20 protein-coding genes are annotated in these 24,083 nt (G+C 55.6%); 8 read left to right on the plus strand and 12 right to left on the minus strand.

Going from position 1 to position 24,083, the window contains the following annotated elements; genetic code table 11:
* Positions 1-29: 29 nt before the first annotated feature.
* From glyS to ACFX4O_RS12705, 3 genes are all read right to left on the minus strand, one after another.
* Positions 30-2,099 carry a glycine--tRNA ligase subunit beta gene (glyS, locus tag ACFX4O_RS12695; protein ID WP_380209545.1) on the minus strand — a complete coding sequence of 690 codons (2,070 nt, stop codon included), beginning with the start codon at positions 2,097-2,099 and terminating at the stop codon, positions 30-32.
* A gap of 9 nt (positions 2,100-2,108) precedes the next feature.
* Positions 2,109-3,020 carry a glycine--tRNA ligase subunit alpha gene (gene glyQ / locus ACFX4O_RS12700; protein WP_017458223.1) on the minus strand — a complete coding sequence of 304 codons (912 nt, stop codon included), beginning with the start codon at positions 3,018-3,020 and terminating at the stop codon, positions 2,109-2,111.
* A gap of 136 nt (positions 3,021-3,156) precedes the next feature.
* Positions 3,157-3,456, minus strand: a complete 300-nt coding sequence (locus ACFX4O_RS12705; RefSeq protein WP_131411396.1) for a YsaB family lipoprotein — start codon at positions 3,454-3,456, stop codon at positions 3,157-3,159.
* A gap of 173 nt (positions 3,457-3,629) precedes the next feature.
* Between ACFX4O_RS12705 and ACFX4O_RS12710 the strand changes: the two genes are divergently transcribed.
* Positions 3,630-4,625, plus strand: coding sequence for an acyltransferase (locus ACFX4O_RS12710; RefSeq protein ID WP_131411398.1), 996 nt, complete (start codon positions 3,630-3,632; stop codon positions 4,623-4,625).
* Here the strand turns inward: ACFX4O_RS12710 and ACFX4O_RS12715 are convergent.
* From ACFX4O_RS12715 to xylA, 4 genes are all read right to left on the minus strand, one after another.
* A complete protein-coding gene (locus ACFX4O_RS12715; protein WP_380209542.1) occupies positions 4,618-5,538 on the minus strand; it encodes a GlxA family transcriptional regulator in 921 nt (306 codons plus the stop codon). The two genes, ACFX4O_RS12710 and ACFX4O_RS12715, sit on opposite strands and share 8 nt — an antisense overlap.
* A complete protein-coding gene (locus ACFX4O_RS12720; RefSeq protein ID WP_380209540.1) occupies positions 5,538-6,074 on the minus strand; it encodes an isochorismatase family protein in 537 nt (178 codons plus the stop codon). Before ACFX4O_RS12720 ends, ACFX4O_RS12715 begins: the two co-directional genes overlap by 1 nt.
* 129 nt (positions 6,075-6,203) lie before the next feature.
* A complete protein-coding gene (xylB, locus tag ACFX4O_RS12725; protein ID WP_380209538.1) occupies positions 6,204-7,658 on the minus strand; it encodes a xylulokinase in 1,455 nt (484 codons plus the stop codon).
* 49 nt (positions 7,659-7,707) lie between these two features.
* Complete coding sequence (gene xylA / locus ACFX4O_RS12730; RefSeq protein WP_131411406.1) at positions 7,708-9,030, minus strand: xylose isomerase; 1,323 nt, start codon at positions 9,028-9,030, stop codon at positions 7,708-7,710.
* Between the two features lie 349 nt (positions 9,031-9,379).
* Here xylA and xylF point away from each other — a divergent pair, with 349 nt between their 5' ends.
* The 4 genes from xylF to xylR all read left to right on the plus strand — a co-directional run bounded on the left by xylF (position 9,380) and on the right by xylR (position 14,443).
* Entirely contained in the window at positions 9,380-10,372 is a 993-nt protein-coding gene (gene xylF / locus ACFX4O_RS12735) for a D-xylose ABC transporter substrate-binding protein (protein WP_131411408.1), read from the plus strand.
* 89 nt (positions 10,373-10,461) lie between these two features.
* Positions 10,462-12,003: a xylose ABC transporter ATP-binding protein gene (locus ACFX4O_RS12740; protein WP_131411409.1), complete on the plus strand. Its 1,542-nt coding sequence runs from the start codon at positions 10,462-10,464 to the stop codon at positions 12,001-12,003.
* Positions 11,981-13,162, plus strand: a complete 1,182-nt coding sequence (gene xylH / locus ACFX4O_RS12745) for a xylose ABC transporter permease XylH (RefSeq protein WP_380209535.1) — start codon at positions 11,981-11,983, stop codon at positions 13,160-13,162. Before ACFX4O_RS12740 ends, xylH begins: the two co-directional genes overlap by 23 nt.
* Before the next feature lie 102 nt (positions 13,163-13,264).
* Positions 13,265-14,443 (plus strand): D-xylose utilization transcriptional activator XylR, encoded by a 1,179-nt coding sequence (xylR, locus tag ACFX4O_RS12750; protein WP_131411411.1) that lies wholly within the window; start codon positions 13,265-13,267, stop codon positions 14,441-14,443.
* Between the two features lie 48 nt (positions 14,444-14,491).
* Here the strand turns inward: xylR and ACFX4O_RS12755 are convergent, their stop codons facing one another.
* The gene (locus ACFX4O_RS12755) at positions 14,492-15,319 is read right to left on the minus strand and encodes a protein bax (protein WP_131411413.1); all 828 of its coding nucleotides are present in this window, start codon (positions 15,317-15,319) and stop codon (positions 14,492-14,494) included.
* A gap of 315 nt (positions 15,320-15,634) precedes the next feature.
* On the opposite strand from ACFX4O_RS12755, the gene ACFX4O_RS12760 reads away from it, so the two are divergent.
* Together ACFX4O_RS12760 and avtA are read left to right on the plus strand one after the other, a co-directional pair.
* Positions 15,635-17,671, plus strand: coding sequence for an alpha-amylase (locus ACFX4O_RS12760; protein WP_380209532.1), 2,037 nt, complete (start codon positions 15,635-15,637; stop codon positions 17,669-17,671).
* 150 nt (positions 17,672-17,821) lie between these two features.
* Entirely contained in the window at positions 17,822-19,072 is a 1,251-nt protein-coding gene (gene avtA, locus ACFX4O_RS12765) for a valine--pyruvate transaminase (protein WP_380209583.1), read from the plus strand.
* A 183-nt stretch (positions 19,073-19,255) separates the two neighbouring features.
* Here avtA and ACFX4O_RS12770 read toward each other — a convergent pair whose 3' ends face one another.
* Positions 19,256-19,729, minus strand: a complete 474-nt coding sequence (locus ACFX4O_RS12770) for a 4Fe-4S dicluster domain-containing protein (protein WP_380209530.1) — start codon at positions 19,727-19,729, stop codon at positions 19,256-19,258.
* Between the two features lie 146 nt (positions 19,730-19,875).
* On the opposite strand from ACFX4O_RS12770, the gene ACFX4O_RS12775 reads away from it, so the two are divergent.
* The gene (locus tag ACFX4O_RS12775; RefSeq protein ID WP_165501922.1) at positions 19,876-20,016 is read left to right on the plus strand and encodes a hypothetical protein; all 141 of its coding nucleotides are present in this window, start codon (positions 19,876-19,878) and stop codon (positions 20,014-20,016) included.
* 54 nt (positions 20,017-20,070) lie between these two features.
* Here the strand turns inward: ACFX4O_RS12775 and selB are convergent, their stop codons facing one another.
* From selB to ACFX4O_RS12790, 3 genes are all read right to left on the minus strand, one after another.
* The gene (gene selB, locus ACFX4O_RS12780) at positions 20,071-21,915 is read right to left on the minus strand and encodes a selenocysteine-specific translation elongation factor (RefSeq protein ID WP_380209528.1); all 1,845 of its coding nucleotides are present in this window, start codon (positions 21,913-21,915) and stop codon (positions 20,071-20,073) included.
* A complete protein-coding gene (gene selA / locus ACFX4O_RS12785; RefSeq protein ID WP_380209526.1) occupies positions 21,912-23,288 on the minus strand; it encodes an L-seryl-tRNA(Sec) selenium transferase in 1,377 nt (458 codons plus the stop codon). The genes selB and selA overlap by 4 nt, the downstream gene beginning before the upstream one ends.
* 91 nt (positions 23,289-23,379) lie before the next feature.
* Positions 23,380-23,988, minus strand: coding sequence for a glutathione S-transferase (locus ACFX4O_RS12790; protein WP_380209524.1), 609 nt, complete (start codon positions 23,986-23,988; stop codon positions 23,380-23,382).
* Between the last annotated feature and the right edge of the window lie 95 nt (positions 23,989-24,083).

Genomic DNA, 24,083 nt, shown 5'->3' on the forward strand with positions numbered 1-24,083 from the left:
CCGCAGCGGGTTTTTCATAGCAATGATAATTACTGCAACAGAGAGATATCCGCAACTTGCAGGAACAATTCACGCAGTTTAGACAGCAATGTCAGACGGTTGATACGCACGTCTTTGTCGTCAGCATTCACCATCACGTTCTCAAAGAACTCATCCACCGGCTCGCGCAACTGCGCCAGTTCGATTAATGCGTCCTGGTAACGGCCTTCAGCAAAGTACGGCTGCAGTTTATCGCGCAGCACCACTAAGTTGCCCGCCAGCTTGATTTCCGCTGCTTCTTTCAGCACCGAGGCGTGAACGATGTCGTTCAGCGTCTCGTCGGATTTCGCCAGGATATTGGAAACGCGCTTGTTTGCTGCCGCCAGCGCCGCCGCTTCGTCGAGCGTACGGAAGTGCGAAACCGCCTTCATACGCGCATCGAAATCGGCCGGTTTGGTCGGACGACGCGCCAGCACCGCCTGAATGGTATCAACGCTGTAACCTTCGTCCTGATACCAGGCACGGAAACGACCCAGCATAAAGTCGATCACATCATCGATCACTTTCGCGTTGGTCAGCTTGTCGCCGTACAGACGCACCGCTTCTTCGGTCAGGGTTTGCAGATCCAGCGCCAGGTTCTTCTCAACGATAATACGCAGTACGCCCAGCGCGGCGCGCCGCAGTGCGAACGGGTCTTTATCGCCTTTCGGATGCTGGCCGATACCGAAGATCCCCGCGAGGGTATCCATCTTATCGGCAATCGCCAGTGCGCAAGCAATCGGGTTCGACGGCAGTTCATCACCGGCAAAACGCGGCTGGTACTGTTCGTTCAGCGCCACAGCAACGTCTTCTGCTTCACCGTCGTGACGCGCATAGTGCATGCCCATCACGCCCTGGGTGTCGGTGAATTCGAACACCATGTTGGTCATCAGGTCGCATTTGGAGAGCAGGCCCGCGCGCGTGGCGTGATTTACATCCGCGCCAATCTGCCCGGCAATCCAGCCCGCCAGCGCCTGAATACGGTCGGTCTTATCGCGCAGCGTACCCAGCTGTTGCTGGAACAGCACGGTTTGCAGACGCGGCAGATGATCTTCGAGGCGTTTTTTGCGGTCGGTATTGAAGAAGAACTCGGCATCCGCCAGACGCGGACGCACCACTTTTTCGTTACCAGAGATAATCTGTTGCGGATCTTTCGATTCGATGTTAGCGACGAAGATAAAATTCGGCAGCAGTTTGCCGTCATTGCCATACACCGGGAAGTACTTCTGGTCACCCTTCATGGTGTAAACCAGCGCTTCCGCCGGAACGGCGAGGAATTTCTCTTCAAACTTCGCGGTCAGCACCACTGGCCATTCAACCAGAGAAGTCACTTCTTCCAGCAGGCTGTCGCTCAGATCGGCATTGCCGCCAATCTTACGCGCCGCTGCTTCAGCATCCGCTTTGATTTTCGCTTTACGCGCATCGTAATCGGCAACCACTTTGCCGCGCTCCAGCAGAATTTGCGGGTACTGATCGGCGTTGTCGATGGTGAACTCCGGCTCACCCATAAAGCGATGGCCGCGAATCACGCGATCGGACGCAATACCCAGAATGGTTGCCGGAATCACGGTGTCGCCCAGCAACAGCGTGACGGTGTGAACCGGACGGACAAAAGTCACGTCCGACGCGCCCCAGCGCATCAGTTTCGGGATCGGCAGCTTGCCAAGCGAGTTGGCAATCATGCTCGGCAGCAGCGCTTCTACGTTTTCGCCTTTAACATGCGCGCGATAGAGCAGCCATTCACCTTTGTCGGTGGTCAAACGCTCGGCCTGATCGACAGTGATGCCACAACCGCGCGCCCAGCCTTCAGCCGCTTTGCTGGGCTTACCTTCAGCGTCAAACGCCTGGGCGATCGCCGGGCCGCGTTTTTCAACTTCGCGATCCGGCTGGGATGCCGCCAGTTTGGCGACTTTTACCGCCAGACGCCGCGGCGCGGCGAACCACTGCACGTCGCCGTGGGTCACACCCGCTGCATCCAGCTCAGCGGTAACGTTGGCAGCGAAGGACTCGGCCAGGCTGCGCAATGCTTTTGGTGGCAGCTCTTCGGTGCCGATTTCCACCAGGAAAGTTTTCTCAGACATGGCCGCCTCTTATTTATTTCTGTTACACATCGGGAAGCCAAGGGCTTCACGGGAAGCGTAATACGCTTCAGCCACTGCTTTGGTCAGCGTGCGGATGCGCAGAATATAGCGCTGACGTTCCGTCACGGAGATGGCTTTACGCGCATCCAGCAGGTTGAAGCTATGGGCGGCCTTCAGAATGCGCTCGTAGGCAGGCAGCGGCAACGGGTTTTCCAGCGCCAGCAGCTGCTGAGCTTCTTTTTCATACTGCTCGAAGCAGCTGAACAGGAAGTCGACATCCGCGTATTCGAAGTTGTAGGTGGATTGCTCCACTTCGTTCTGATGGAACACGTCGCCGTAAGTGGTTTTACCCAGCGGGCCGTCGCTCCAGACCAGGTCGTAAACACTGTCCACGCCCTGAATGTACATGGCCAGACGTTCCAGACCGTAGGTGATTTCACCGGTAACCGGTTTACACTCCAGACCGCCAACCTGCTGGAAGTAGGTAAACTGCGTTACTTCCATGCCGTTTAACCACACTTCCCAACCCAGACCCCAGGCACCCAGCGTCGGGTTTTCCCAGTTGTCTTCCACGAAACGAATATCGTGAATGGTCGGATCCATACCCAGCTCTTTCAGTGACCCGAGGTACAGCTCCTGAATGTTATCCGGAGACGGTTTAATCACCACCTGGAACTGATAATAGTGCTGTAAACGGTTCGGGTTTTCGCCATAGCGCCCATCGGTCGGACGGCGGGAAGGTTGCACATACGCGGTAGCCATCGGTTCTGGCCCCAGTGCACGCAGGCTGGTCATCGGGTGTGAGGTACCGGCGCCCACTTCCATGTCCAAAGGTTGAACAATGGTACAGCCCTGACGAGCCCAATAATCCTGTAAGGTCAGGATCAGACCCTGAAAGGTCCTGGTATCAAACTTTTGCATATTCTTTCGTGCTGGATACGTGTGGATTTATAGGAAGCGCCCAGTATACCCGCTGGCTGCAAGATATACAGTACGAAACGGATTTGTTTAAGGAAAATTGGGGAAAGCGCGCGCCGCCGGACGGGAATCAGGCGGTCTAGCGCATCGAAAGGTGTAAAAATTGGCCTTCCGCGTCAAAAGTGCAGACAAAGGCTTCCCGGCGCGGTGTCATACCCCGCATTTCATAGCTGCCCTGAAATTGCTCAAAGCCGGTGACATTAATTTGCTGTACGCCCGTGTTGTAGCGGCGCGCGGCATTTTGTCTGCACAAATTTTCCATATCCAGCGAATGTTCCGGGCCAGGCCGCGCTTTTTGCGCTTTCTGCGCGGGAATATCCGAAGAGGCGCTGCAGCCAGCTAATAGCAGCACCAGTGCGGGAACAATACACTTCATCATTTTTATCACTGTCTGCTTGCGGGCTGTTATTTTTAAAGGCGTGGGACGCAAATTTTGCAAATCTGCGCGAAACGCACAAGCGAGAGCGGGAAAACTCAGAATTATCTAATGAGATAGGTAGATAATCTAACAGTCAGAGAGGATTTGTCTTTAACGTGAAAACAGAGGAACTGATGCAGTCGAAAATTTACTGGATAGATAATCTGCGAGGGATAGCCTGTTTAATGGTAGTGATGATCCATACCACTACCTGGTACATTACGAACCCTGCCAGCATCACCACTTTCGACTGGAACATCGCTAATATTCTCAACGCCGCTTCCCGCGTCAGCGTGCCGCTGTTTTTTATGATTTCCGGCTACCTCTTTTTTGGCGAACGCAGCGCACAACCGCGCCACTTCTTGCGCATCGCCCTGTGTCTGGTGTTTTACAGCCTGGTAGCCCTGCTCTATATCGTGCTGTTCACCTCGATCAACAGTGAGCTGTCGTTGAAAAATCTGCTGCAAAAACCGGTTTTCTATCACCTGTGGTTTTTCTTCGCCATTATCGTCATTTATCTGGTGTCGCCGCTGATTCAGGTGAAAGCGCTCAGCGGCAAAATGCTGCTGGCGTTAGTGGTGGTGATTGGCATTGTGGCGAACCCGAATACGGTGCCGCAGAAAATCAGCGGTTTTGAGTGGCTGCCGGTCAATCTTTATATTGGTGGGGATACGTTTTACTACATTTTGTATGGCATGCTCGGGCGCGCCATCGGCATGATGGAGACACAAAAACGGGCGCTCACCTGGACCTGCGCCGTCCTGTTTTTAGCCGCTGTATTTGTGATTTCACGCGGCACGCTCAATGAGCTGAAATGGCGTGGTAATTTCGCCGATACCTGGTATCTCTACTGTGGGCCGATGGTCTTTCTTTGCGCCATTGCACTGTTTACGCTTATCAAAAATACGCTTAATAGCCGCACGCTGCCGGGGCTGACGCTGATTTCTCACCATTCGCTGGGTATTTACGGTTTTCATGCGCTGATTATTCACGCCCTGCGTACGCGCGGCATTGAAATCCACGCTTCACCGCTACTCGACATTGTATGGATTTTCACCGCCACACTGCTGGCGAGCCTGGCGCTATCGATGCTGGTGCAACGTCTCGACAGACGCCGTTTTGTCAGTTAATCGCCCGTTGGCGCGCCCGCTGTAGCTGGCGCGGCGAGGAGAACCCAGCAGCAAGCGCGGCCTGCTCTGCGCCGCGCCCTTGCAACAGACATTGCTCGGCAATCACCAGTCGCAATTGTTCAAGATAATCTCGCACGCTGATCCCCAGGTGCTGCTGGAACAAACGTGTTAAATGCCGTGGGCTAACGTGCGCCCGCTCGGCAATGTCGCTCAGTTGCCAGGCTTTTTGCGGCTCCGCCGTCAGCGCATCTTGCGCGCGGTGCACCGCCGGATGCAGGTGGTTACGGTAGCGCAGCCATGGTGAGATTTGCGGATCTTCCCCGGAACGGCGGAACCAGACCACCATTTCCCGCGCGACCGCCAGCGCCATTTCCGGCCCGCACAGCCGGTTAATCAAATGCAGCGCTAGATCGATACCCGAGGTGATACCCGCGCTGGTCCAGATGCTGCGATCCTCAATGAAAATACGGTTCTCTTTGACCTGTGCGGCAGGTGCCACCGCGCGTAAACGGCCAATGACATCATGGTGGGTGGTGCACTGAATGCCGTTCATCAACCCGGCTTTCGCCGCCAGTATCGCGCCGGAACAGACGCACATCAACGCAATGCTCTGGCTGTGGATCAGTGGTTGCAGGCGCATCAGCCAGTGCCGCACAGCGTTCGCCTGTGGCGTATCGAATAACCGTGAGGAATCTGACACGCCCGGCAGCACCAGCAGGCTGCCTTCCGGCAAGGTGTCCGGTAACGGTGCGATGTTGCTCATCGTCAGGCCAATCGAGGTCAATACGTTCTCTTCCGGGCCAATGTAGTGAAGACGAAAGGCGTTATCTGCCAGCGCGAAAGTTTCCGCCGGGCCGGTCATATCCAGCGCCAAAACGCCGGGCAACATCACAAACCAGACATCTGTGGTCATTACAGTTCCAGAATTTCGTGGACGGTTTTAATGGCGGCAAAGCGGCCTTCGAGCACGGTTTCGGTGCGATGGCGCAACGCGTTGCAATCCAGCGTAACCCCTTTATGCGTCATCGGGAAGGTCAGTGTCGCTTCGCTAACAAAGGTCACACGATATCCCAGATCCGACGCAACGCGCGCGGTGGTTTCGCAGCACTGCTCGGTGCGAATACCGCAAATAATCAGATGATTGATGTCGCGGCTACGCAGCCAGTGATCCAGCCCGGTATCCGTAAATGCGTTGTGTACGTGCTTATAAAACGTTACGGCGGCGCGGTGTTGCAGGAACGGCATCGGCGTGACAAAACCACTCTCCAGCGAAAACGGCCCGTTGTCGGCGACATGAAAGATATCAACTATCGGCACGCCGTGTGCTTCACAGCCAGCGATAAGCGTGGAGATCGCCTGCTGAAACGCAGCGAAATCCGTATCTTGCCAGTAGTCGCGATGGAAAAAAGATTGCTGTGTGTCGATATTAATCAGCGCGGTGCGGGACATTTCAGGACTCCTTGCTCAGTGAGGTTAACACCATTGTGGCAAGGAGTTTTGCGCCTGCTAAGACCAAAAAAGGACAACATCATGGTGATTCCGGCCCACCTGAACAGTGAGCCGGATAAGCAGGAAAAATCAGGACATCAACGGCAGTAGCTGCTGATAGATGCGCCGGAACGTTTCACGACGTAGCGCATAATGGGCGTGTCGGTCGGCATCCGGTGTGTGCTGTTGCTCAACCGGCAGTTGCGGCAGCAGCGTCGCCAACGGCGTTTGCGGATTGATGGCAATTTGCGCCAGCCGCGCCGCACCAAGCGCAGGCCCAACATCGCCGCCGGTGCGGTAATCCAGCTGCAATCCGCTGATGTCAGCCAGCATTTGCCGCCACCATGCACTGCGCGCACCGCCGCCGATAAGCGTAATGCTCTGCGGTGTTACGCCGCAGGCGTGGACAACATCCATACCATCCGCCAGTGCGAAACCGACACCTTCCAGCACAGCGCGGGCAAGTTCTTCGCGGCCATGCTGATGCGTCAGACCAAAGAACACGCCTTTCGCCTGCGGGTTGTTATGCGGCGTGCGTTCTCCGGAAAGGTAGGGTAAAAACCACAGATCCCCGGCGTTATCGTTCGCTTGTTGCGCGGCGTTAATCAATGCCGGAACCGACTCCAGCCCCGTCAGCTTCGCCGCCCAGTCCAGGCATGACGCTGCGCTAAGCATCACCGACATCAAATGCCAGCGCCCCGGCAGTGCGTGGCAGAAACTGTGCACCGCGCTTTCAGGTTTACTGAGGAACCCTTCGCTGACGGCAAAATAAACCCCGGATGTGCCCAGCGACAACATCGCCTGGCCTGCATCGGCCATACCGACCCCAACAGCACCTGCGGCGTTGTCCCCGCCACCCGCCACAACCGGAACTACCGGCATCGTCCAGCGCCGGGCAACCTCCAGTAGTAACTCGCCGGTGATTTCGCTGCCTTCAAACAGCGCAGGCATCTGCGCACGCGAAAGCGAGCACGCAGCCAGCATGTCATCGCTCCAGTCGCGGTTTGCCACATCCAGCCACATTGTTCCCGCCGCGTCGGACATGTCACTGGCGAATACGCCGGACATTTTCAAACGCAGAAAATCTTTGGGCAGCAGCACTTTCGCCACATGGGCAAATATTTCTGGTTCGTGACGCTGCACCCACAAAAGCTTCGGCGCGGTAAAACCGGGCATCATCAGGTTGCCGGTAATCGCACGGGAATTGTTGACCTTTTCTTCCAGCAGCGCGCACTCTTCGCCGCAGCGACCGTCATTCCACAGAATGGCCGGGCGCAACACCTGGTTGTTTTTATCGAGCAGCGTCGCGCCGTGCATCTGCCCGGCGAGGCCAATCGCTTTCACCTGATGTAACGAGTGCGCCTCGCCCAATGCCAGAATGGCGCGGTCCGTCGCCTGCCACCACGCTTCGGGATCTTGCTCCGACCACAGCGGATGCGGTCGCGACACGCTGAGTTTTTCCGTATGCGAGGCCAGCACCTCACCCTGCTCGCCGAGCAGAATCGCCTTCACACCAGAGGTGCCGAGATCGATCCCGATATACATAGTGACCACTCCTTTTTAGTGCGCCGCGTTATCCGCGGCGCAGAACGGTTTACTTATCAAACAGGTAGTAGTTAACCAGGTTTTCCAGTTGCTCCTGATGACCGCTCTGGTGGTGCGGTGCCAGGTTCTGCTGCTCAGCGTACTTCGCCAGCTCCGCGAGGCTAAGCTGTCCCTGCAAAATTTGCTGACCCAGCTCACCATTCCAGCCCGCATAGCGCTTCGCCACACGTTTATCCAGCTCGCCCTCTTCCACCATGCGAGCCGCCACTTTCAGCGCCAGCGCCATGGTGTCCATCGCGCCAATATGGCCGTAAAAGAGATCGTATTTATCGGTGCTCTGGCGACGCACTTTGGCGTCAAAGTTCAGGCCGCCGGTGGTGAAACCGCCCGCTTTGAGGATTTCATACATCACCAGTGCGTTCTCTTCGACGCTGTTCGGGAACTGGTCGGTATCCCAGCCGAGCTGCGGATCGCCGCGGTTCGCGTCCACTGAACCAAACAGCCCCAGCGCGATGGCCGTGGCGATTTCATGATGGAAGGAGTGACCTGCAAGCGTGGCGTGGTTGGCTTCGATATTCAGTTTAATCTCTTTCTCCAGACCAAACTGTTTCAGGAAGCCATAAACGGTGGCAGCGTCATAATCGTACTGGTGCTTGGTCGGTTCCTGCGGTTTTGGCTCGATAAGCAACGTGCCGCGAAAACCGATTTTGTGTTTATGCTCAACCACCATATGCATGAAGCGGCCAATCTGCTCACGCTCCTGGCGCAGATCGGTATTCAGCAGGGTTTCATAACCCTCGCGACCGCCCCACAGCACATAGTTTTCACCACCCAGTTTGTGCGTGGCGTTCATTGCGGTAACCACCTGCGTCGCCGCCCAACTGAACACTTCCGGATCCGGGTTGGTTGCCGCGCCAGCGCCGTAGCGCGGGTTGGTAAAGCAGTTCGCTGTGCCCCACAGCAGCTTCACGCCGCTCTGCTGCTGTTTTTCCGCCAGCACGTCCACCATCTGTGCAAAATTGTTCAGATACTCTTTCAGCGACGCGCCTTCTGGCGAAACGTCCACATCGTGGAAGCAGTAATAGGGCACATTGAGTTTATGAAAAAACTCAAACGCGACATCGGCTTTACGCTTCGCCATCGCGATGGCTTCGCCAGGCTGTTGCCATGGGCGATTGAAGGAGCCCACACCAAACATATCTGCACCGTTCCAGCAGAAGGTGTGCCAGTAGCAGGCAGCAAAACGCAGGTGATCTTCCATGCGCTTACCGAGCACTAGCTCATCCGGATTGTAATGACGAAACGCTAAAGGATTCGTGGTTTTTGGACCTTCAAAACGAACCCGATCCAGCTGGTCGAAATAAGCTTGCATAATGAGCTCCATTGGCGAGTGTACAAATCTGACGTTAATACTGGATTCTCTCTCTGGCTCGCTCAATTACGTTATTTCACACTGCTATTAAGAGAATGCACAAACGTGCGCTAGCTCGCAAATAATGCTCTCTGCCGCTGCGACAAGCCTTCCTGTTTTTTATGCAAAATCGGTTTTGCTTTTTTTAAAATAAGATCGCGGTCATAAATCAGCAAATAAACCAAAAAACGTAACGCCCGGATAAAAATCTGTAATTGCCAGCAAACAATTCTGCGTTAAGAATTTGCTCGTCTATAGCAGTGCATGTTTCTTTTATCTCGCCCTTCACCCTACAAAAGGTATTACTATTATGAAGATAAAGAACCTTTGCCTTACACTCTGCGCCTCCCTGCTGCTGGCAAGCGCTTTCGGCCATGCCAAAGAGGTGAAAATCGGCATGGCGATTGACGATTTGCGCCTTGAACGTTGGCAAAAAGACCGCGATATTTTTGTGAAAAAAGCCGAGTCGCTCGGTGCTAACGTGTTTGTTCAATCCGCAAACGGAAATGAAGAAACGCAGATGTCGCAAATTGAAAATATGATCAACCGTGGCGTTGATGTACTGGTTATTATTCCCTACAACGGTCAGGTATTAAGTAACGTAATAAAAGAAGCCAAACAGGAAGGAATTAAAGTTCTGGCTTACGATCGCATGATTAATAATGCCGACATCGATTTCTATATCTCTTTCGATAATGAAAAAGTCGGGGAATTACAGGCGCAAAGCCTGGTAAGCAAAGTCCCGCAGGGAAATTACTTTTTAATGGGCGGTTCGCCGGTAGATAATAACGCCAAGTTATTCCGTGCCGGGCAGATGAAAGTATTAAAACCCTATATTGATAGCGGGAAAATTAAAATTGTCGGCGATCAATGGGTCGATGGTTGGTTACCCGAAAACGCACTGAAGATTATGGAAAACGCCCTCACCGCTAACAATAACAAAATTGATGCGGTGGTCGCTTCCAACGATGCGACCGCTGGCGGCGCAATTCAGGCTCTGAGCGCCCAGGGTCTGGCCGGGAAAGTGGCGATTTCGGGCCAGGATGCCGACCTCGCAGGGGTGAAACGGTTGATTAACGGCAGCCAGACCATGACGGTTTATAAGCCAATCACCCAACTGGCCAATACCGCTGCGGAAATCGCCGTCGAACTGGGCAACGGCAAGACGCCAAAAGCGGACGCCTCGCTGAATAACGGCCTGAAAGATGTTCCTGCCCGCCTGTTGACACCAATCGAAGTCACCAAAGACAACATCGACGCTACTGTCATCAAAGACGGATTCCATCAGAAAGATCAGCTCTAAAACCGTCGGCGCGCCGGCCATTAGCCAGCGGGCGCGTCGGCTGCCATCTCTTTCAGGCGCTGTATATCAGCGAATGACGTGGAGCAGCCATGCCTTATTTACTTGAAATGAAAAATATCACCAAAACCTTTGGTGTCGTAAAGGCGATAGATAATGTCAGCCTGCACCTTAATACGGGTGAGGTGCTCTCGCTGTGTGGTGAGAACGGTTCGGGTAAATCCACGCTGATGAAAGTGCTGTGTGGGATTTACCCGGCTGGCAGTTATGAGGGAGAAATCATTTTTGCGGGCGAAACCCTGCAAGCCAGCCATATCCGCGATACCGAGCGGAAAGGGATCGCCATCATCCACCAGGAGCTGGCGCTGGTGAAACATTTAACCGTGCTGGAAAACATTTTCCTCGGTACGGAAATCACTCGCCACGGGGTGATGGATTACGACCTGATGACGCTGCGCTGCGAAAAGCTGCTCAAACAGGTGAGCCTGACAGTATCGCCCAATACCCGGGTTGGTGATTTAGGGCTTGGGCAACAGCAACTGGTCGAAATCGCCAAAGCGCTGAACAAGCAGGTACGACTGCTTATTCTGGATGAACCCACCGCTTCGCTGACCGAGCAGGAAACCGCCGTGCTGCTGGATATCATCCGCGACCTGCGCAACCACGATATCGCCTGCATTTACATTTCCCACAAGCTGAATGAAGTCAAAGCGATATCGGACACCATCTGCGTTATCCGTGATGGCAAGCATATCGGTACGCGTGATGCAGCGGGCATGAGCGAAGACGACATCATCACAATGATGGTAGGCCGCGAACTGACCGCGCTCTACCCCAATGAACCGCACGCGACAGGCGACGAAATCCTGCGCGTTGAACACCTTACCGCCTGGCACCCGGTAAACCGCCATATCAAACGCGTGAACGATATTTCATTCAGCCTGAAGCGCGGCGAGATCCTTGGCATCGCCGGGCTGGTCGGCGCAGGGCGAACCGAAGCGGTGCAGTGCCTGTTTGGCGTCTGGCCGGGGCGCTGGGAAGGGCAAATCTTTCTTGATGGCAAAGCGGTACAAATTCACAACTGCCAGCAGGCTATCGACTTTGGTATTGCAATGGTGCCGGAAGACCGCAAAAAAGACGGCATCGTGCCGGTGATGGCGGTGGGCAAGAACATCACGCTAGCAGCGCTTAACCAGTTTACCGGGGCGCTGAGCAGCCTGGATGACGCCGCCGAGCAGGCGTGCATTTTACAGTCACTCCAGCGGCTAAAAGTGAAAACGTCCTCTCCGGAGCTGGCCATTGGCCGCCTGAGTGGGGGCAACCAGCAAAAGGCCATTCTCGCCCGCTGCCTGTTACTCAATCCGCGCATCCTGATCCTCGATGAACCTACACGCGGCATCGATATCGGCGCGAAATATGAAATCTACAAACTGATTAATCAACTGGTGCAGCAGGGGATCGCCGTCATCGTTATCTCATCCGAGCTCCCCGAAGTTCTGGGGTTAAGCGATCGGGTGCTGGTGATGCATGAAGGCAAGCTAAAAGCCGATCTCATCAATCGTAATCTGACCCAGGAGCAGGTCATGGAAGCGGCGCTGAGGAGCGAACATCATGTCGAAAAGCAACCCGTCTGAAATCAAGTTAACTACCGCCTCGCCAGGGGCTTTTTCCGGGCTGAAGTCCCTTAATTTACAAGTATTTGTGATGATTGCCGCCATTGTGGTGATTATGCTCTTTTTCACTGGCATGACAGATGGTGCCTACCTAAGCGCGCGTAATATATCCAACCTGCTGCGCCAAACCGCGATCACCGGCATCCTGGCGGTGGGAATGGTGTTTGTCATTATCTCCGCCGAAATTGACCTTTCCGTCGGCTCCATGATGGGTTTGCTCGGCGGCGCGGCGGCGATTTTCGACGTCTGGCTGGGTTGGCCGCTGCCGCTGACCGTGGCGGTGACACTGGTGCTCGGCCTGCTGCTCGGTGCCTGGAACGGCTGGTGGGTGGCGTATCGCAAAGTTCCGTCGTTTATCGTCACGCTGGCCGGGATGCTGGCTTTTCGTGGCGTGCTGATTGGTATTACCAACGGCACCACGGTTTCCCCCACCAGCGCGGCGATGTCGCAAATTGGCCAAAGCTATTTACCGGACGGCGTGGGTTTCGGCGTGGGTCTGCTGGGCCTGGTGGCCTTTGTGTTCTGGCAGTGGCGCGGTCGCATGCGCCGCCAGACGCTGGGACTGGCAACATCTCCCTCCACGGCAGCAGTCGGCCGCCAGGCGATTATCGCAGTGATCGTACTTGGAGCTATTTGGCTGCTGAATGATTACCGTGGCGTCCCCACGCCGGTACTGCTGCTGGCGTTTTTGCTGCTGGCAGGCATGTTTATGGCGACGCGCACCGCGTTTGGCCGCCGTATTTACGCCATTGGCGGCAATCTGGAGGCCGCACGGCTCTCCGGCATTAACGTTGAGCGCACCAAACTTGCGGTATTCGCGATTAACGGACTGATGGTGGCGATTGCCGGTTTGATTCTCAGCTCGCGCCTCGGAGCGGGCTCACCTTCCGCCGGGAACATCGCCGAACTGGATGCCATTGCCGCTTGTGTGATTGGCGGCACCAGCCTTGCAGGCGGTATTGGTAGCGTCGCGGGTGCGGTGATGGGCGCGTTTATTATGGCCTCGCTGGATAACGGCATGAGCATGATGGATGTGCCGACGTTCTGGCAATACATCGTTAAAGGAGCCATTTTGCTGCTGGCCGTATGGATGGATTCAGCCACCAAACGGCGGGTCTGAAAATTGTGAATTAAGGCGCGATCACACTGCCGGATCTCTTTTATTCATTAGTTTGATGAATATGATAATGAGATCGGATGGAAAGTCAGGAAGCAAACCAACATGTTTGAGAAGCGCCATCGCATCACGTTGTTATTTAATGCCAATAAAGCCTACGACCGCCAGGTTGTCGAAGGGGTCGGCGAGTATTTACAGGCGTCGCAATCCGAGTGGGATATCTTCATTGAAGAGGATTTTCGCGCCCGCATTGAAAATATCAAAGAGTGGCTGGGCGATGGCGTGATCGCCGATTATGACGACCGGGACATTGAGCGGCTGCTGGCGGATGTCGACGTGCCGATTGTCGGCGTAGGCGGTTCGTATCACACACCGGAGCACTACCCGCCGGTGCATTACATTGCAACCGACAACTACGCGCTGGTGGAGAGCGCGTTTCTGCACTTGAAAGAGAAAGGTGTGCACCGTTTTGCGTTCTACGGCCTGCCGGCCACTGGCGGCAAGCGCTGGGCGGCAGAACGTGAGCACGCCTTCTGCCAGCTAGTGGCGCAAGAAAAGTACCGCGGTGTTGTTTACCAGGGGCTGACTACCGCACCAGAGAACTGGCAACATGCGCAGAACCGGCTGGCGGACTGGCTGCAAACGCTGCCGCCGCAGACCGGGATTATCGCCGTTACCGACGCCCGCGCTCGCCATGTTCTGCAAGTGTGTGACCATTTACATATTCCGGTGCCGGAAAAACTGTGCGTGATCGGTATCGATAACGAAGAACTCACCCGCTATCTTTCGCGCGTGGCGCTCTCTTCCGTGGCGCAGGGAACCCGACAAATGGGTTACCAGGCGGCGAAGCTGCTGCATCGTCTGCTGGATAACGAAACGATGCCGTTACAGCGGTTACTGGTTCCACCGGTGCGTGTGGTGGCCCGACGCTCCACGGATTACCGCTCGCTAAACGACCCGGCGGTGATTCAGGCGATGCATTACATCCGTAATCACGCCTGTAAAGGCATCAAAGTGGATCAGGTGCTGGATGCCGTCGGCATCTCACGTTCAAACCTGGAAAAGCGCTTTAAAGAAGAGGTGGGAGAGACGATTCACGCAATGATTCATGCGGAAAAACTGGAAAAAGCCCGCAGCCTGCTGATATCGACATCGCTCTCGATCAATGAGATCTCACAGATGTGCGGCTACCCGTCGCTGCAATATTTCTACTCCGTGTTTCGCAAAGAGTACGACAGCACGCCAAAAGACTACCGCGACCGCTACAGCGAAATCCTTATTTAGCACAAAAGAAAAACGCCTTCCGGCTGGAAGGCGTTTACAGGGCTGACATTACATATGGGCGGCGATTAGCTGCTGATTGTCCTGATACATGGCAAACAGATAGTTGTTGTAGCTCGCACCACGGGTTGAGTAACCCTTCAGCTTATGGATCATGTTGGTCGCCGTCACTTCCTGGTCCGCTTTACGCAACTGCGCACGGGATTTACGGAATGACGCATACGCGGCATGAGTGTTCAGGTTAACGACATACGCCTCAACCGACTCCTGTACGGAGTTAAAGTGAGAGTAGCCTTTCACTTTGCCAGCACCGTTTTTACAAGCGCCTTTCGCACATTTCATACCAAACAGATTATTGTTGGTACGCGCCAGTTTTGACGTGCCCCAACCACTTTCCGCTGCCGCCATGGTAGCAACCATGCTGTCCGGGATAATGTCTACACGCTCCAGCAGCGCGTTCCATGGAATACGACGCGTATTCCCGTTCCAGCTGATTTTGTAGCGTTGCGTAATATCCTTCAGGCGCGTGCGCTCGGCAGGCGACCATTGGCTGTTGTACTGTTTTGACAGCAACCAGTTACGCTCGGCGGTAATCGCAGAGTTTTTGCTGGTGATATAAGGCATTACCGTCCGGAGAAACGCTTTTTTCCTTGGTGTTCCGGAAGGGTATTTTCGCAAATCAGGAAGTGAACTGCTATTTACACTATTGCGAGAATACTCTTGTTTACTGCTTGCCTGTTTTTTTACGCTTGCCTTAGTGACGTGGGCTTTGTGACTCGCTGTTTCTGTGTGCGTCTTTGCCAGCACCCCACCTGAAAATATCAAGGTGGAAAACATGAGTATCGTGGCCCCAAGTCGTCGCATGGGTATCGATATCATTAGGTCTCCTGGTCGGATATGAACATTCCAACACCTTCTTTTTTGCATAATTTTGAGAGCTGAATCTCAAATCATACCAAAAATAGCCTGCAAGAGCACGTACAGAAATAATCCAATTCTGAAATCATGTCACCAGGAAACTGCACATAAAACGGACAATCTCTTCTAAATGTGGCGGTTATCGCAAATCCACATTAACAATATGTGCGCGATCGCTCACCCTACCCCCTCCCCCCTGGCGATTACGACCAGGGAGGAGTTCCCCCGCCAGGCGGAGTGGCAAACTGAGTAAAATCGCCATCACTGAGACATCCGATGAAACACTCCGCACTGTTACTGCTGTTGCTTCCCGGCATCGCTCTCGCCGACTGGTCCGCCACCGGTTTTCCCCCTTTAACCGACGACGGCACCGGTCTCTGGCGCAGCCAGGCTGCGCTGAAAAAAGGCGAGTATCCGGTCGCGTTACAGCAGGGTCAGCAATGTTGGCAGCCCGCCAGCAATATCAAACTGAACCAAATGCTTTCGTTGAAGCCTTGCAGCGGCAGCGCGCCGCAGTGGCGGATATTCCGTGATGGCGATTACCAAATACAGCTAGACACCCGTTCCGGCACGCCAACATTGCTGCTTAGTGTCAAAAGCGAGGCCAGCGAAACGCCGGTTAACGTTGCGCGCCAGTGCCCGGTGCGTGACGATAAGCCGCTGACCGTGCCTGTTGGCAGCACCTTCCCGGAAGGCAGCGTGGTACGCGATTTCTACAGCCAACAAACCGCCACCGTACGCGACGGGAAAATCACGTTGCAACCCGCACCGGAAAGTGACGGTCTTCTCCTGCTGGAAAAAGCGCAAACGCAGGGCGCAGCCCCCTTTCAGTGGCATAACGCTACGGTCTATTTTGTCCTTACCGATCGCTTTGTGAATGGCAATCCCGCCAATGACAACAGCTACGGGCGGCATAAAGATGGCATGCAGGACATTGGCACCTTTCACGGTGGCGACCTGCAAGGGCTGACCAGCAAACTTGATTACTTGCAGCAGCTGGGCGTCAACGCGTTATGGATAAGCTCGCCGCTGGAGCAGATCCACGGCTGGGTTGGCGGCGGTACGAAAGGCGATTTCCCTCATTATGCCTACCACGGTTATTACACGCAGGACTGGACGCGACTCGACGCCAATATGGGCAGCGAAGATGACTTGCGTAAGCTGGTTGATGAAGCGCACCAGCGCGGCATCCGCGTGCTGTTTGACGTGGTAATGAATCACACCGGCTATGCGACGCTGGCCGATATGCAAACCTTCCAGTTCGGCGCGCTGTATTTGAAAGACGAAGAGCGCAAAAAGATCCTCGGCGAGCACTGGACTGACTGGCGTCCCGCCGCCGGGCAAAGCTGGCACAGCTTCAATGATTACATCAACTTTAGCGATAAAAGCGCCTGGCAAAACTGGTGGGGCAAGAACTGGATCCGCACCGATATCGGCGACTATGACAACCCCGGTTTTGACGACCTCACCCTGTCGCTGGCGTTTTTACCGGATCTGAAAACCGAATCCACCACGCCTTCAGGTTTACCGGTGTTTTATCGCCACAAACCGGATACACACGCTCGGGAAATCGCAGGTTATACCCCGCGCGATTACCTCACCCATTGGCTCAGCGAGTGGGTGCGTGAATACGGCATTGACGGTTTTCGCGTTGATACTGCCAAACATGTCGAGCTGGCGGCCTGGCAACAATTAAAAACCCAGGCCACAGCGGCACTTGCAGAATGGAAAAAGGCCAATCCGCAGAAAAAAATCGATGACGCCCCTTTCTGGATGACCGGCGAATCCTGGGGGCATGGCGTGATGCAGAGCGATTATTACCGCCATGGCTTTGATGCGATGATCAATTTTGACTATCAGCAACAAGCCGCCGACGCGGTATCGTGCCTGGCGAATATGGATAATGTCTGGCAGCAGATGGCGGACAAACTGCAAAGTTTTAATGTCCTGAGCTACCTCTCCTCCCACGATACCCGGCTGTTCCGCGAGGGCGGCCAGCAAGCCGCAGAGCTTTTGCTGCTTGCCCCCGGCGCGGTGCAGATCTTTTACGGCGATGAAAGCGCGCGGCCTTTTGGCCCGACAGGATCGGATCCATTACAAGGTACGCGATCGGATATGAACTGGCAGGATCTCGACGGCAAGAGCGCCGCCAGCCTGCAGCACTGGCAAACCCTGGGGCAGTTCCGCGCGCGCCATCCGGCGCTGGGCATGGGCAAACAAACCACGCTTACGCTACCGCAGGGCTACGGTTTTGTTCGTGAGCAAGGCGAAGACAAAGTGATGGTGGTCTGGGCGGGTGCTGCGCGCCGCTGAGCCATAAAAGCAAACATCAGCATAATATATCGCTCAACTGTCATTGATAAGAATTAAGAGTGGAAAAGGCGCACCGGCGGCGATTTGCACCTCGCCGTCTGGAGCGCTATGGTTAGCCACTTTGATCCGCAGCCCGACAGAGCAGTAGCGATGACATTTTCACTTTTCGGCGACAAATTTACCCGCCACGCAGGCATCACACGCCTGATGGAGGATCTCAACGACGGTTTACGCACCCCTGGCGCGATCATGCTTGGCGGCGGTAACCCGGCACAAATCCCGGCGATGACCGATTACTTCCACAACCTGCTTGCAGACATGGTGGAAAACGGCAAAGCGACTGATGCGCTGTGCAATTATGACGGCCCGCAGGGTAAAACGGAGCTACTGACGGCGCTGGCAGCTATGCTGCGTGAAGAGTTAGGTTGGGATATTGAGCCACAGAATATTGCACTGACAAACGGCAGCCAGAGCGCGTTTTTCTACTTATTCAACCTGTTTGCTGGCCGTCGCGCCGATGGAAGCACCAGGAAAGTGCTTTTCCCGTTGGCACCAGAGTACATTGGCTATGCCGATTCCGGGCTGGAAGAAGATCTGTTTGTCTCCGCGCGCCCCAACATTGAACTGTTGCCGGACGGGCAGTTTAAGTACCACGTCGATTTTGAACACCTGCATATTGGCGAAGAGACCGGCATGATCTGCGTCTCGCGCCCGACCAACCCGACCGGCAACGTGATCACCGACGAAGAGTTGATGAAGCTGGATATGCTGGCGAACCAGCACAACATTCCGCTGGTGATTGATAACGCTTACGGCGTCCCTTTCCCGGGCATTATCTTTAGCGAAGCGCGCCCGCTGTGGAATCCAAACATCATTCTGTGTATGAGCCTGTCGAAGCTGGGCCTGCCGGGCAGCCGCTGCGGCATTATTATCGCCAGCGAAAAAGTGATCTCTGCAATTCGCAATATGAACGGCATTATCAGCCTCGCGCCAGGCGGCATTGGCCCGGCGATGATGTGCGAAATGATTAAGCGCAAAGATTTACTGCGCCTCTCTGAAGAGGTGATCAAGCCGTTTTACTACCAGCGGGTACAGGAGACGATTGCCACGCTGCGCCGCTATTTACCGGAAGAGCGCTGCCTGATCCACAAACCGGAAGGGGCGATTTTCCTCTGGCTGTGGTTTAAAGACCTGCCGATCAGCACCGAGCTGCTGTATCAACGGCTGAAAAAACGCGGTGTGCTGATGGTGCCAGGCGACTACTTCTTCCCGGGGCTGGATAAACCCTGGCCGCACACCCATCAGTGTATGCGCATGAACTATGTGCCGGAGCCGGAGCTTATCGAAGCAGGCGTGAAAATCCTCGCCGAAGAGATTGAAAAAGCCTGGCAAGAAAACTAAAGCGAACACGCTGAATTAAGCCCTCTGTCGAGGGCTTTTTTATCGCCAACGAACAAGGGCGCGTTACCTCGACCTGATGCCTTTGGGCTTAACGCTTGCAGAACTGGCAGCGGCTTTTCTTTATGATTTGCGAATCACTGCTTTGAGGGTTGATTTTTAGTGCAATGCACGCCGATTTGCTGGCTAGAGCCGCTGGCTTTGCAGCCGATTCTCGCGAAGCTGCACCGGGTTTAGGCAACTCAGCGCGTTGGTCGGGCAAGCCTCGACACAAGCCGGACCGTTTTCACGATGCTGGCACAGATCGCACTTCAGCGCCTGCGCCCGGTCATCAACACGCATCACCTGCATGGCGCCAAACGGGCAGGCAATCATGCAACTTTTACAACCGATACAGCGCGCTTGCTCAACCAGCACCGCGCCGTTGGCCCGACCAATCGCGCCGACCGGACAGACATTAGCGCAGGGAGCGTCTTCGCAATGATGGCAGGTGACGGCAGTAGAGAAATCGCCTGTTTTCACCACGCGGATGCGCGCGGAAAAGGTCGCGGGTTTCACACCCGAGCAGTCCTGATTATCTTCATGCGACACCACACACGCCACTTCGCAGGTGCGACAGCCAATGCATTTGGCCGGATCAGCGATAATAAAACGGTTCATTCCCCACTCCACCTGGGCACGAAAACGACAAGGGTGCCAGAAAAAACCGCCGCAATGCTTTGATCGCAAGCGGGAAAGCCGCCAGTTTTGTCATTTGCCTGAACATTTCTGGCAACCTGCATCAGGCGTGCAGGAGCCGCTCGCCAATGAGCATTGAATCTGCTATCACGTTCCAGTTTGATTCCACAGGTTTCGCATCCGCTGCCGGGCTGCTTGCGCTTAACGTCAAATCTTCCGCTGGGTTCGGGGAGACATTGAAGGTTATGACCGGCGTTTCCTTGCGGTAAATTGCTTTGCGAGGGTTGATGCGGCTGGCGAAAAATCGCCAGCCCGAGAGTTGATCACTCTTTGAGGAATAACGCCTTGTCGCGCAGGATGTGGTCATTGCCACGGCGACGGGTAAAACCAATGCGGTCGAAATACTCGAGGATCTGAATCGCCAGTTTGCGCCCCACATTCAGCGTATCGCGAAAGTCCGCTGCGCTGGTCGAACCGCGCGCCTGATCAAGATCGCGGATCATGCTGGCAAAGGTCACAATGCGATCGTTGCGGTAATAACGATCTTTGACGATCGCCGTAATCAATCCCTGCTGCGCCGCCTGGCGCAGTACGCCGCGCATTGCCTGTTCATCAACACCGATTTCCCGGGCTAAATCCCGCACCCACCAGGGTTCGTCACCAAACAGCGGCGCGGTTTTTTGCCACAACTGCGCCTGCTCGTCGCTGAAACCGGCTTTATGCTCCGGCAAGTGCAGCCAGCCGTGGTGGCTGTGGATATCGCCGCTCTCACGCATACGTTCAATCAGCGTTAATACCAGCGCTTCATCTTCCATGGGCAGCGCCATGCGTCGCAGGCGTTCGCGCCCAGGACCCGGCTCTTCGCGATGCTGTTCATGGTAAGTCGCCAGCGTGTCCAGCAACTTGCGCTGCCAGCGCGCGGCTACGGGCGCATTGAGCAGGTTATCACCCGCGCGGATAAAACCGGGGTTATCGAGTAGCGCCGCCAGACCGTTGCTGCTTAACTGGCGAGCCCAGCCAAACGCGCGCAGATCCACCGCCCCGCGCGATAAATGCACGGCCAACGCCTGGGCATCATCTTTGGCTTGCGCCAGTTCGCCAATCCACGCCAGGTAATCCACCTTGCGCTTGCCGCGACGTGGTGAGTTCAGCGTCACCACGCGCGCACCCGCCAGCGTGCTGCGCGCGGAGATATCACGCAGCACCAGTAAGTCGTTGTCCGCCAGCCACAGCGGCGTATCAAGCACCAATTCGGCAAGGCCATTTTCCAGCAGCGACACGCGCCCGGTAACGTGGCTGGCGGCATGATGAATATGCAATGGCTGCCATTGCGTCAGCGGAACGTGAGTTTGCAGGGAGACAATCAGCCGCTCGGTGGGTTCGTCGGGCTGCTGCGACAACAGCCAGTCACCGCGGCTAAGCGCTTCTTTTTCTGCATCACCGGCAATATTCAGTGCGATACGCTGCCCGGCATGGGCGTGATCGACAGGTTGGTTCTGCGCATGCAACCCGCGCACACGCATCAGTTTATTCGCCCCGGTCAGCCACAGCGTATCGCCTACGCGGACATCGCCGGACAGCGCCGTTCCCGTCACCACCAGCCCCGCGCCTTTTACCGTGAAAGCGCGATCCAGCGCCAGGCGGAAACGTTGATGCTCCGGATGCGCGCGTTCTGGCAATTGCAACAGGTGTTCACGTAACTCAGCAATACCGCGCTGTTCCGTGGCGGCAGTGACAAACAGCGTCGCCTGCGGGTAACCAAAGGCCAGGAGCGTGTTTTGTACTTCCGCGCGCACCTCGGCAATGCGTGCCTCATCCACACGGTCTGCCTTGGTCAGTGCCACCGTCAGCGCCGGGTTGCCGGTCAATTGTAAAATCGCCAGATGCTCGCGCGTCTGCGCCATTACGCCATCATCACATGCCACCACCAGCAGCGCATGGTCGATGCCGCCAACACCCGCGAGCATATTAGAGAGGAATTTTTCATGCCCAGGCACATCAATAAAACCCGGCACACGGCCATCCGGCTGTGGCCAGTAGGCGTAACCGAGATCGATGGTCATGCCGCGTTTTTTCTCTTCCGGCAGACGATCCGCATTCACGCCGGTAATCGCTTCAATCAAGGTGGTTTTGCCGTGGTCGACGTGCCCGGCAGTAGCAATAATCATTTCAGCAACATCTCCAGCAAGCGGGATTCATCATCAATACAGCGGCAATCCAGCCACAGGCGACCATCGTAAATACGACCAATCACCGGCTGTGGCAGCGCCCGCCACTGCGCGGCCAGCGCCTCCAGACCTCGGCCACTGCCATCGCGCGGAGTAAACGTCAGCGCCGCGCCCGGCAGCCTGTCGACCGGCAGCGAACCACTACCAATTTGTGACAGGCAGGCTTCCACACGCAGCTCAAACGCGTGATAACGCGCCGTCAGCGCCACGCACAAGCGCTGCGCTTGCTCACGAATTTCCGCCTCCGGGCGGATTAAGTAACGCAGCGTCGGCAGGTTCTCAGTGAGTTTTTCCGGGTGCAGATAGAGGCGTAACGTCGCCTCCAGCGCCGCAAGCGTCATTTTATCCGCCCGCAATGCGCGTTTCAGCGGGTGCTGCTGCAACTGTTCAATCAGCGGTTTTTTACCCACGATAATGCCCGCCTGCGGGCCGCCGAGCAGCTTATCACCGGAGAAACTCACCAGGCTCACACCGGCAGCAATCAGCGCTTGCGGCATCGGTTCCTGCGGCAAACCGTAGCGGCTTAAATCGACCAGTGAACCGCTACCCAGATCGACAATCACCGGTAGCGCATGCTCTTCGCCTAGCGCGACCAGCTCGGCTTCATCCACCGCTTTGGTAAAACCTTCGATATGGTAATTACTGGTGTGGACTTTCATCAGCAGCGCGGTGTTATCGTTAATCGCCTGGCGGTAATCCTTCGCATGCGTGCGGTTAGTGGTGCCCACTTCGTGCAGCACACAACCCGCCTGGCGCATCACATCCGGAATGCGAAACGCACCGCCAATTTCCACCAGCTCACCGCGTGACACCACCACTTCGCGACCAGCCGCCGTGGCCGCCAGCATCAGCAACACCGCTGCGGCATTGTTATTAACGATGCAGGCATCTTCCGCGCCGGTAAGCTGACAGAGAAGATCGGCCAGGGCGCGATCGCGATGACCGCGCCCCGCGCCATCGAGGTCATACTCCAGCGTCACCGGCGAGCCCATCACCTGCGCGACGGCGTCGATGGCGGCCTGCGGCTGTACCGCGCGGCCTAAGTTTGTGTGCAGCACCGTGCCGCTCAGGTTAAACACCGGGCGCAGCGCGCTGCTGTCGCACTGTTCCAGCCGCTGTTGCGCCGCCGCTGCCCAGTCGAGGCACCAGTCGGGTAACGTTTGTGCTTCACGGATCTGCGCGCGCGCCTCGTCCTGAAGCTGGCGCAGCGTTTGCGCCACGCGACTGTGGCCGAAAGTGGTTAATAAAGTGGCGAACGCCTCGTCACGTAACAGGCGATCGGTCGAAGGGATCTGGCTGTAAAGAGTTGTCATGAAAAGGCCTGGCTATGAGTTGCCCCCTCCCGTCAGGGGGTTTGACGTGAGGGGATTGTACAGTGACTTGCTCAGGCGGACATCATGCTTATCAAGCCTTCGGTGGTTCGGTACGGGCGAAACTCTCGCGCTGAAACAGGTTTTCCACCAGCTTTACCAATAAGGGGCGATCAACACACCAGCCGGGCGAAACATGGCGGAAGTTGAGGTAACCAATGGCGCAGGCGATTGCCACCGTCGCCAGGTTCAAGGTATCCACACTCAGCGTGCCATCTTTAAGATAGCTTTCCAGCGCGTCCAGCCCGCGCGAGACTTTTTCCCGCTGGCGTAACAGCTCCGTTTCCGATTGTTGTTCGACCGGGCGCGCCAGCTCGCGAACCGAGACCAGTGCGGCATCCATAATGCCGTCGGCCAGCGCTTCCAGTTGGCGAACTTTTAACGCCGCTTTGGGATCAGTAGGTAACATAGCCGGGGCGATATTCAGCAAATCAATGTATTCCGCAATGATCGGCGAGTCGTACCACACTTCACCGTCATCGGTTATCAGCGCCGGAACTTTGCCAAGCGGGTTGTACTGCGCCACGCTATTAACAGCGTTATAGGGCTGTTCATTGATAAACTCAAAGGTAATGCCCTTTTCCAGCAGGATCACCGAAATTTTGCGTACAAAAGGGCTGGTATAGCTGCCGATCAGTTTCATTGCCTTCTCCGTTTTCGCCAACAAAAACCTAAGTATGAACGAGCGGGCGCAGATTGTTTCATCAAGATGAAAACTTCTGCCGCTACAGTGAGTAT

This window comes from Kosakonia sp. YIM B13571 (assembly GCF_042788095.1).
Taxonomy (GTDB): domain Bacteria; phylum Pseudomonadota; class Gammaproteobacteria; order Enterobacterales; family Enterobacteriaceae; genus Kosakonia; species Kosakonia quasisacchari.